The organism is Actinocrinis sp., assembly GCF_035650855.1.
In the GTDB taxonomy this organism is placed as follows: domain Bacteria; phylum Actinomycetota; class Actinomycetes; order Streptomycetales; family Catenulisporaceae; genus Actinocrinis.
Map to the genome: position 1 here is coordinate 1 of NZ_DASRGV010000344.1, position 7,687 is coordinate 7,687.

A 7,687-nucleotide genomic window follows, 5' to 3' on the forward strand; every position below is an offset into this window, starting at 1 on the left:
TCATCTCCGACGCCGGCCACGACACCTGGGGCAGCCAAAGCGAATGGCAGCACACCGACACGCTCATCGACCTCGACCACTACGCGGAAGAGGTCCCCGTGCCCGGACGAGCCAGACACGAGGCCTCGGTGAACAGGCCCGAGTGTGGGCGCCAGCTGGGACAATGGACGGCATGACCGACATCGCGACCGAGCCCGTCACGCACGTCGAGAAACACGACGCCCGAGGCCGCCCCACCGGCCACGCCCTATGCGACCGCGGCGACGGCACCTTCCCCGGCGGGCTGCTCGCCCACAACAGCGGCAACGCGACCTGCGAGGCGTGCGCCGACTGGGAACCCGACGACAACGAGGACAACGAGGACAACGAGCCGTGAAGACCGTTTTCGACCTGTACCACTGGCCGCACCCCGACGCCGCAGCCGAGATCACCTACGGCTACCCGACCGCCGAAGCCGCAGCCGAAGCCACCGGCAGCACAGCGTACGCATGGCACCGCACCGCGAACGGCGACGGCTGGCTGCTCGACGCGACCTTCGACGCCGCGCGGCCGACCGGGAACGCGACACCGTCATCGGCCACCTACTCGACCAGATCGAAGCCACCGAGCGGCAGGCGGCCGAGAACGCCGCAGCCACAGTGTCAGTCACGCAGGGGCTCGTGGACTTGTTCGCCCAACACCTTGACGAAGGCGACGACGATGACTGACGCCGCTAGCCCGGCCGAGGACGGCTGGTTGGATCTCGGCTACACGCCCGGCCCTACCGAACTGCACCCGGACGCGGTCGGCGTGCGCATGTGCGCGAAGCCCGCACCGCCGTACACGTGGGCCGATGAAGCAGCCGTCGAGGGCGCGTTCCACGTCACCGTGCGACCCCGGGTAAAGGAGAGCGGCGATGCCTGACGTGGCGGGCGACCTCGACCGTGACGAGACGGACGTCCCGTTCTTCTTCGCGAACTACAGCGACTACCCGCTCCCGCCGGAGCGCCCGGTGCTGGAACTGCCTGCGGACCCCAGCGTGTTGTTCGGTGCCACGAGATGCCGGTGCTCGCTCACACCGGTCGTACCGCCGCCCGACCTGCTTGTCACGGTCACGGCGCAGGCCAACGAACTGCAACGCGCCTTCACGGCCATGGGCGCGGCACTGGCGCCGCTCGCCGAACAGGCGCACCGGGCCGTGGCCGCGATCGGGCGTGCGGCCCGTCCTGGCGGCACCGCCGAGCTGGAGGACGCGGCAGACGCGGACTGGCCGGCGGAGTCCGCGGTGTGCTGCCACGTGTGCGGCCCCGACCCCGGCCACCGCTGCGACGCGCGGGCGACCACCAGCATCACGCACCCGCTGCCGTCCGGCGGGAAACGCACCCTGCCCCTGTGCGACCCCTGCCACGCCGCCGAGACCGCGGAGGTGGCACGTGCCTGACCTGGCGAGAGACCCGGCATCACTGTTCGGCCGCCTGCCGACCGTCACGGTCGGGCAGGAGCCGACTGCCGCACACGCGCTCGTCCTGGACGCCCACCGGCGCGCGAGGGGCCTGCTGCCGTGGCTGCGACGCGAACCCGGGTCACCGCTCACACCGCGCGCGGCCGAGGTCAACGAGGCCGTTACCTGGTGGAACGAATGGCAGGACGGGGGAGCGGCATAAGTGGCCCGGTACCGTTTCCGCGGTCGCGTCCGCAAATCCCGGGACCGCTGGCTCGCGTGCATCACCTTCGACGGGGTCGAGCTGTCCGACCGGGCGCCCATTCCGTTCGACAACTGGCACGATGCCTTCGACAAGGCCCTGTGGCTGCGCGCGGGCATCGCCGACTGGGCCCGGGAGAGTGGTTGATCGTGGGCTATCAGGAGATCGGTGTCATCCGGTGCCGGACACACGAATGCGACCTGCCCGGCGGCAACGGCCTGCCGCTGGTCGACGAGCGGGGCGCCCTCGTGGGTCTCATCGAGGGGCAGGTGATCCGCTGTGACTGCGGCCGGGCGTGGGTGTTGCGGTTCCGGGGCTGGCGGCGTGCCCGCTGGTGGACGGTACGGAGGGCGGCCCGTGCCTGACTTGGACGCGGAGATCCGGGCGAAGCTGGACGGTTGGCTCGACGATTTCTGCGGCACGTGGCGCGACGGCTGCCCGCACCGCGACCACGACGTCATGATCCGGATGCGCGCCGCCCTGATCGCGGTGCTCGACAAGCACCACAACGACGGCGAACTGCACGTGTGCTACCAGTGCGAGGTGCCGTTCGAGATGGACGTGACGGTGCGCGCGATCGCGAAGGAACTCGGCGTGGAGGCGGACGGTGGCTGACGTGATCGACGAACTCGCCGAGCAAGCCGCGCGAATCCGCCAAAGAGCGGCCCGAACCGCAGAGGGCAACGCGGCGATGTTCAACGACATCATCCGCATGCTCAACACCGCCGACCGGCTCATCGCCGACCTCAAGACCGAAGCAGCCCCCACCGAATGGATCGGACGCCACGGCATCGTTTACCCGCTAGACCGGGTCCTGGCCGGAGCGGACGGCGACCGGTGGAGGATGTTCGGGTGGCGCCCGGACCGGCTCACCCCGATCTTCGAGAACGTCAGCGCGGACGTGCACGGCTTGTGGATCCTGGACTTGCAGGAGGTCGCCGACCGGTACGGGCCGCTGAGCGCGGAGGCGGGCGGTGGCTGACGACTGGCTCGCGCCGATCACCGACCCGCAGGACACGCTCGACCGCCTGAAAGGCGCCGTCGCCGACGTGGTGGGCCTCCACCGGCCCGGCATGACCGTCTACGGCCGACAGGTGTGCGAGCACTGCTACGGCCTCGGCGACGTGGACCACGAGCTGGTGTATTGGCCGTGCGAAACCGTCCGCACCATCCGCAAGCGGCTCGGAATCAGGGAGGCCGACGGTGGCTGAGCACGAATGCCCCCGGTGGCAATGGACCTGGCGGCGCCTCGAAGTACGCCAATGCCCCGACTGCGGCATCTGGTGGAAAGCCCAGCCCGTCAGCCTCACCCGGGCCGGTGGCTGGCATCGGGCGAGCCGCCTAGACGTGTGGTGGGCCCGGCGGCGCGGTCGAATCGGAGTGGAGGCATGATGTCGCAATCCAAGCCTGACGCGGCGCGCTGCCCCCTGTGCTGCGACCACGGCATCCCACGCGACGGAACCCGATGGTGCGGCTGGTGTGACGACATCCACGAAGGCTACGGCGACGACTGCCGCATCCCGCCCGACGAACCGATGTGGCTGTGCCCGCACGGCATCGGGAAGGACGTGTGAGCGCAGTGATCAGGTGGCGTAGGCGGTGCCGGACCTGCGGGCGCCTCGTATGGTTCGGCCGCCGAGGCGGCGTGTGGCGCGACGCGCACGGGCGGCGCTCCGACGACTGGCTGGAACACTGGGCGTGCTGGGACGAGCGCGAACGGAAGGCGGCCGGTGTCTGACTTGGATACGGCGCTCAGCGTGGAGGCGACCGATGCCCCGTAGACGCCCCACGCTGCCCGGCCGCCTGTTCCTGTGGCTGCTCGACCAGGCATACCTGCACACCAGCGAACCCTGCTGGAAGTACAACGGCCTGGTCGCTGACGGCGAGGCTTCGGTGTGCGAGAAACCGCGCTGGCACTGGGACTCGCACATGTTCGACCGGGAGTCCGCGGTGCTCGCGGCATGGAAGGACGGCAACCCGGATGCCCGCTGACCTGGCGCCGCTCGACGACCCGACCTATCAGCCGCAACATCCACCCGTAAACGGGCAGATCCCCGACGTCATCACCAAATGGGGCCCACGCTCCCAGGTCCGCTGGTTCCAGCGCTTCCGCACCGAACTCGGGCCGCGGCGCGACTGGGAGTTGTTCTACTGCCACTCCGAGTACCACCGCGGTCTGTGCTGCACGTCATGCGAGGACGAAGGCTACGAGGGCGTGCGCGGTTGCGGTGACTACTGCTGCTGCCGGGACGGGAGGCTGGCTCGTGACTGACCTGGCGTCCTGGTTGCGCGTCCAGTTCGACGAGGAACAGCGCCTCGCGGAACGCGCGATCAAGGCATCCGGCGGCCGCATCTGGACCGCCGACGAGAACGGGATCTTCCCGCAGGACGACCCGTCCAACCATCCCGGCGCGTTCCTCGCGGATGCCTACGGCTGCACCGATCCGGGGTATGGCTTCCATATCGCGCGGTGGGATCCGGCCCGGGTGCTCGCGGAGATCGACGCGAAACGGCGGATCCTCGACCTGCACACCGGCGGCCACGAATGCTCCGGCTACGACCACCAGGGCGAGATCGACCGGTGCCGGTACTACCACGACTTCGAGATCTGCTCGACGGTGCGACTGGTGGCCGTGCCGTACGCGGGGCGCCCGGGATGGCAAGAACAGTGGGGCGTCGCGTGATCGGTCGGTAGCGTTCGGGATCGTTCAGCGGTGTTCGCCCGTGTTCGGCAGTGCACCACCGAACAGCGCGATACTGGAGGCTGACCAGCCGACCAGCCCGTGGCCGCAGACGCTCTTGACTCGCAGCGGGAGCGCCGGACGCGAGATCGGGCCCCCGCGGGGAAGCGCGATCGGCCGGTAGCTGCGGGAACGAAGCGCCCCCGGTGTGGAGTTCGGGGGCGCTTCGCTTTGCGCGCTATCCTCGGTGCCGGTGCGCGGGATGGCACAGCAACCGCAGGTCGCACCTGCGGACAGTCCCCAAGGCGGCGCGGCAGGAAGCGCTGATGCAGTGTCCGGACAGCCCGACTGGTACGCGGGTCGGCCTGCCGCGCCGCGCCTACTCGCGCACCCGTTCGCCGATCGCCCGCACTTCGGCATTCCAATACGCCGCCAACACCCGCTCACGCCGATCCGACGACGTACCCAGCTCCCGCATCCGCCACCGGTCATCGTGCGTGCCGCGCTCTACCCGGCCCGAGGCGATGTCCGCGAGCAGACCCCCGCGCGCCTGATCCATCAGCTCGTCGGCTTCGGCGTCGACCAGCGCGAGCACGTCGATCGCCCACGCCCGCTCGCGCCCGTACTCGTCCCACGAGTACGCGTACACCCGCACCAGCGGCTCGTTCGCGATGTCGTGCGCGTTCTCCAATGGCACTTGCAGCCAGGTGAAGATGACGCGGCCGGAGCATTCCTCGTGCAGCATGGCGCTGGCGTAGACGACGGTCGCGGTGAGCGGCGCGGGTTCGCGGCGGGGGAGCAGGCGCATGACCGCAGCGTAGAGCGGCCGGTGTTCTGTTGCGTCGCGGCCGGAAACCCGCGACGAACGGCCGCCGACCAGTGCGACACTGGCCGCGTGGACCACGAAACATCCGCACCGCGCCCGCGTAATCTCCCCGTGCCACCGCCTCGCGACCTCGCCCCCGGCATCGGACCCGTCACGTTCGAGCAGATCGAGCCACCCCAGCGCGCAGCCGCCCAGCACGCCGCAGCGCGCGCCCGGAAACAACTCGCCGAAGACGAAGCCACCGCCCGAGCCTGCGAAGACCAAGGCGAGTGGCACGCGACCCGACACGACACCCTGCCGCTGATCCAAGTCAACGTCGTGACCGCCGACGAGACCGAGCCGGACCAGATCGGGGAGTACGTGGCGTGGGACGTGGCCCGCAGCAACGGGGTGCACATCGCACGGCATCCTCCCCGTCGGGTGCTGGACCAGTGCGGCGCGCTCGGGGATGTACTCACGGACCTGGAGCGGATCGCGGAACGCAGCCCGGACCCGGATTCGCGGATGTGTGCGCGCGGCGCGATCCACACCCTCGCACGGATTTGGGAACCCGACGAGCCGTTGCACGCCCCGGACGCGGACGGACACCAACGGACAGGGGACGGCGATGACTGAGACCCGCGACGACGAGTGGGAGATCCAGCACCTCTACGCGCTGTTCTACGGCACCGTGGACGGACTGGGCATGTGCGGCTGCGGCAACCCCGCCGAGGGCTACACCCTCGTCCTGGACCTGCTCGACGCCATCCACGAACGCACCGCCTGGGACCAGTACACCGACCTGATCGGCACCACCGGCGGCATACAGATCGTGCTCTCGCAGCTCGACCGTGTGGGCCTGACCGAGCACGGCAGCAGCGTGTACAGCGCGTGGCTGACCGAGAAGGGCAAGTACGCGCGCTGGCTGATGCACCGACACCCGGGCGAGGACGCGTTCGACGAGACCGGGTTCCCACACGACGGGCAGGACTGCGCGCAGGGCTGCTGGACGCCGCCAGCCGGGATCGTGTTCGACGAGCCGCCGCCGCAGCCGACCCTCGCGCAGATCAGTGAGCGGATCGAGGCCGAAGCTGCTGAGGCGCGTGCCCGCATGAACCCGGTGCAGCGCGCCGTGTGGGATCAGGCGTCGGCCGCGATGGAGAACCTGCTGCTGTACGGGACCGCAGGACCGCCGGCGTTCAGCGGGCTGCTGGAGAGCGTCGGGGGAGTGGCCGACCCGTACGAGGCGATCGAGACGATGCGGCAGCGGCTGCAAGGCGATCAGCCGGTGCTGGGCGCCGGGTTCCCGCTGCCGCGCGCGACCCTCCCGTCCGACGAGGAGGACCGCCTGCCGTCACACGGCCGCAACACGCGGATCGGCTGCCAGCAGTACGACTCCGGCACCTGGGTTCACGGGCGACCGCACGACTGCCCGCGGTGGGCGCGGCGATGAGCGAGTGGCCGAACGACCGGCACGCTACCCGTCTGACCCGCGCCCAGTTCGACAACGCACTCCAGGAACTATGGACCGGCCGGCGCACCCCACACCCGCTCGACCAGCTCGCCGACCACATGGGCGCCCACTGCTCGTGCATGCTGTTCTCGCCACAAGACACGTGGACGATGGCGCACGCCGAGGCGCGGATCCCGATGCACCCGGACGACTTCAACCGGCTGCTGCACCTGCGCGGCGCGTACTGCGCGCACCCGCAGTTGGCGGGTTGGCGGCTGTTCGAGTTGACGCTGCCCGGCGGCCCGGTCGCGTTCCCGTGGCCGGCCGCGCTCACCGATCACCAGCTAGGCGAGCACCTGCGCGCGCTGGCCGCTGCACGTACCGGCCACGACCCGGCGCTGATCTCCATCCACATGCCCGACCGCGACTGCCCAAGACACACGCCGCCGCCGGTCGAGGTCACGCCGCGCGTTGCGCCTCGCTGACCGCCGCATCCATCGCTTGCGCGCTCGCCCACTCAGCAAGGTCCCGCAACAGCCCGGGTATCCCGCACGAACAGGGCTGCGGGCCGCGCTCATCGAACTGCCCGCACGCGTCGTTGTGCACGTTGTCGCTGTCGAGCGCGGCGGCGTCCAGGCGCTCCAGCAACTCCCACGGCGCGGTCACAGCCCTTAGTGAACCGCAGGCCGCCGACACGCGCGAGCGTTACACCGCAGAACGCCCGCGACCAGCACCAGAATCGTTGCGGCGCACCTGCCGCCGCAACCACCACACCAACGCCGCACTCAGCAGCCCGTACACGCCGGACGCCGCCCAGTGCGCCGCGCCGTGGGTGAAGAACGCGACGAGGAACACCGCGCCGATCAGCGACGGCAGGCCGACGACCACGATCTTCTGCCAACGGGTCGGGCTAGGCATCGCTCGCCACCCTCCGCCGCTGATCCGTGCGCCGGACGAACACCCCGCGCAGCGACCCTACGAGCGTGCGCACCTCCGCCTCGTAGCCGAGCCCGCGCAGCGTAGCCGCGTACGACTCCAGTGCACGCTCCATAGCCTGCGGCTTGTC

General features: G+C 70.3%; 19 protein-coding genes. 16 read left to right on the forward strand and 3 right to left on the reverse strand.

Features of this window, described 5'->3' with window-relative positions:
- Positions 1-172: 172 nt before the first annotated feature.
- The 13 genes from VFB40_RS24405 to VFB40_RS24465 all read left to right on the forward strand — a co-directional run bounded on the left by VFB40_RS24405 (position 173) and on the right by VFB40_RS24465 (position 4,366).
- Positions 173-376: a hypothetical protein gene (locus VFB40_RS24405; protein WP_324854579.1), complete on the forward strand. Its 204-nt coding sequence runs from the start codon at positions 173-175 to the stop codon at positions 374-376.
- A complete protein-coding gene (locus tag VFB40_RS24410; RefSeq protein ID WP_324854581.1) occupies positions 373-903 on the forward strand; it encodes a hypothetical protein in 531 nt (176 codons plus the stop codon). Before VFB40_RS24405 ends, VFB40_RS24410 begins: the two co-directional genes overlap by 4 nt.
- Positions 896-1,420, forward strand: coding sequence for a hypothetical protein (locus VFB40_RS24415; protein ID WP_324854583.1), 525 nt, complete (start codon positions 896-898; stop codon positions 1,418-1,420). Before VFB40_RS24410 ends, VFB40_RS24415 begins: the two co-directional genes overlap by 8 nt.
- Entirely contained in the window at positions 1,413-1,643 is a 231-nt protein-coding gene (locus VFB40_RS24420; protein ID WP_324854584.1) for a hypothetical protein, read from the forward strand. Before VFB40_RS24415 ends, VFB40_RS24420 begins: the two co-directional genes overlap by 8 nt.
- A complete protein-coding gene (locus VFB40_RS24425) occupies positions 1,644-1,829 on the forward strand; it encodes a hypothetical protein (protein ID WP_324854586.1) in 186 nt (61 codons plus the stop codon).
- Between the two features lie 2 nt (positions 1,830-1,831).
- Positions 1,832-2,047, forward strand: a complete 216-nt coding sequence (locus VFB40_RS24430) for a hypothetical protein (RefSeq protein ID WP_324854588.1) — start codon at positions 1,832-1,834, stop codon at positions 2,045-2,047.
- Positions 2,040-2,297, forward strand: a complete 258-nt coding sequence (locus VFB40_RS24435) for a hypothetical protein (protein ID WP_324854590.1) — start codon at positions 2,040-2,042, stop codon at positions 2,295-2,297. The genes VFB40_RS24430 and VFB40_RS24435 overlap by 8 nt, the downstream gene beginning before the upstream one ends.
- Positions 2,290-2,664, forward strand: coding sequence for a hypothetical protein (locus VFB40_RS24440; RefSeq protein ID WP_324854592.1), 375 nt, complete (start codon positions 2,290-2,292; stop codon positions 2,662-2,664). Before VFB40_RS24435 ends, VFB40_RS24440 begins: the two co-directional genes overlap by 8 nt.
- A complete protein-coding gene (locus tag VFB40_RS24445) occupies positions 2,657-2,893 on the forward strand; it encodes a hypothetical protein (RefSeq protein WP_324854594.1) in 237 nt (78 codons plus the stop codon). The genes VFB40_RS24440 and VFB40_RS24445 overlap by 8 nt, the downstream gene beginning before the upstream one ends.
- A 180-nt stretch (positions 2,894-3,073) precedes the next feature.
- On the forward strand, positions 3,074-3,256 hold the full coding sequence (locus VFB40_RS24450) for a hypothetical protein (protein ID WP_324854596.1): 183 nt from the start codon (positions 3,074-3,076) through the stop codon (positions 3,254-3,256).
- A 196-nt stretch (positions 3,257-3,452) separates the two neighbouring features.
- On the forward strand, positions 3,453-3,674 hold the full coding sequence (locus tag VFB40_RS24455) for a hypothetical protein (protein ID WP_324854598.1): 222 nt from the start codon (positions 3,453-3,455) through the stop codon (positions 3,672-3,674).
- Positions 3,664-3,954 (forward strand): hypothetical protein, encoded by a 291-nt coding sequence (locus tag VFB40_RS24460; protein WP_324854600.1) that lies wholly within the window; start codon positions 3,664-3,666, stop codon positions 3,952-3,954. The genes VFB40_RS24455 and VFB40_RS24460 overlap by 11 nt, the downstream gene beginning before the upstream one ends.
- On the forward strand, positions 3,947-4,366 hold the full coding sequence (locus VFB40_RS24465; protein ID WP_324854601.1) for a DUF6221 family protein: 420 nt from the start codon (positions 3,947-3,949) through the stop codon (positions 4,364-4,366). The genes VFB40_RS24460 and VFB40_RS24465 overlap by 8 nt, the downstream gene beginning before the upstream one ends.
- Positions 4,367-4,742: 376 nt before the next feature.
- Here VFB40_RS24465 and VFB40_RS24470 read toward each other — a convergent pair whose 3' ends face one another.
- Positions 4,743-5,171 carry a hypothetical protein gene (locus tag VFB40_RS24470; RefSeq protein ID WP_324854603.1) on the reverse strand — a complete coding sequence of 143 codons (429 nt, stop codon included), beginning with the start codon at positions 5,169-5,171 and terminating at the stop codon, positions 4,743-4,745.
- 129 nt (positions 5,172-5,300) lie between these two features.
- Here VFB40_RS24470 and VFB40_RS24475 point away from each other — a divergent pair, with 129 nt between their 5' ends.
- The 3 genes from VFB40_RS24475 to VFB40_RS24485 are packed head-to-tail and all read left to right on the forward strand — an operon-like array spanning position 5,301 to position 7,106.
- On the forward strand, positions 5,301-5,804 hold the full coding sequence (locus tag VFB40_RS24475) for a DUF6221 family protein (protein WP_324854605.1): 504 nt from the start codon (positions 5,301-5,303) through the stop codon (positions 5,802-5,804).
- Positions 5,797-6,621, forward strand: a complete 825-nt coding sequence (locus VFB40_RS24480) for a hypothetical protein (protein ID WP_324854607.1) — start codon at positions 5,797-5,799, stop codon at positions 6,619-6,621. Before VFB40_RS24475 ends, VFB40_RS24480 begins: the two co-directional genes overlap by 8 nt.
- Positions 6,618-7,106 carry a hypothetical protein gene (locus VFB40_RS24485; protein WP_324854609.1) on the forward strand — a complete coding sequence of 163 codons (489 nt, stop codon included), beginning with the start codon at positions 6,618-6,620 and terminating at the stop codon, positions 7,104-7,106. Before VFB40_RS24480 ends, VFB40_RS24485 begins: the two co-directional genes overlap by 4 nt.
- On the opposite strand, the gene VFB40_RS24490 is transcribed toward VFB40_RS24485, so the two are convergent.
- Together VFB40_RS24490 and VFB40_RS24495 are read right to left on the reverse strand one after the other, a co-directional pair.
- Positions 7,081-7,287, reverse strand: coding sequence for a hypothetical protein (locus tag VFB40_RS24490; protein WP_324854611.1), 207 nt, complete (start codon positions 7,285-7,287; stop codon positions 7,081-7,083). The two genes, VFB40_RS24485 and VFB40_RS24490, sit on opposite strands and share 26 nt — an antisense overlap.
- A 39-nt stretch (positions 7,288-7,326) precedes the next feature.
- Entirely contained in the window at positions 7,327-7,539 is a 213-nt protein-coding gene (locus VFB40_RS24495; protein ID WP_324854612.1) for a hypothetical protein, read from the reverse strand.
- Between the last annotated feature and the right edge of the window lie 148 nt (positions 7,540-7,687).

Coding starts and splice junctions, on each gene's coding strand:
- VFB40_RS24405 (WP_324854579.1), top strand. CDS start 173: ATGACCGACATCGCGACCGAGCCCGTCACGCACGTCGAGAAACACGAC.
- VFB40_RS24415 (WP_324854583.1), top strand. CDS start 896: ATGCCTGACGTGGCGGGCGACCTCGACCGTGACGAGACGGACGTCCCG.
- VFB40_RS24450 (WP_324854596.1), top strand. CDS start 3,074: ATGTCGCAATCCAAGCCTGACGCGGCGCGCTGCCCCCTGTGCTGCGAC.
- VFB40_RS24455 (WP_324854598.1), top strand. CDS start 3,453: ATGCCCCGTAGACGCCCCACGCTGCCCGGCCGCCTGTTCCTGTGGCTG.
- VFB40_RS24460 (WP_324854600.1), top strand. CDS start 3,664: ATGCCCGCTGACCTGGCGCCGCTCGACGACCCGACCTATCAGCCGCAA.
- VFB40_RS24470 (WP_324854603.1), bottom strand. CDS start 5,171: ATGCGCCTGCTCCCCCGCCGCGAACCCGCGCCGCTCACCGCGACCGTC.
- VFB40_RS24480 (WP_324854607.1), top strand. CDS start 5,797: ATGACTGAGACCCGCGACGACGAGTGGGAGATCCAGCACCTCTACGCG.
- VFB40_RS24485 (WP_324854609.1), top strand. CDS start 6,618: ATGAGCGAGTGGCCGAACGACCGGCACGCTACCCGTCTGACCCGCGCC.
- VFB40_RS24495 (WP_324854612.1), bottom strand. CDS start 7,539: ATGCCTAGCCCGACCCGTTGGCAGAAGATCGTGGTCGTCGGCCTGCCG.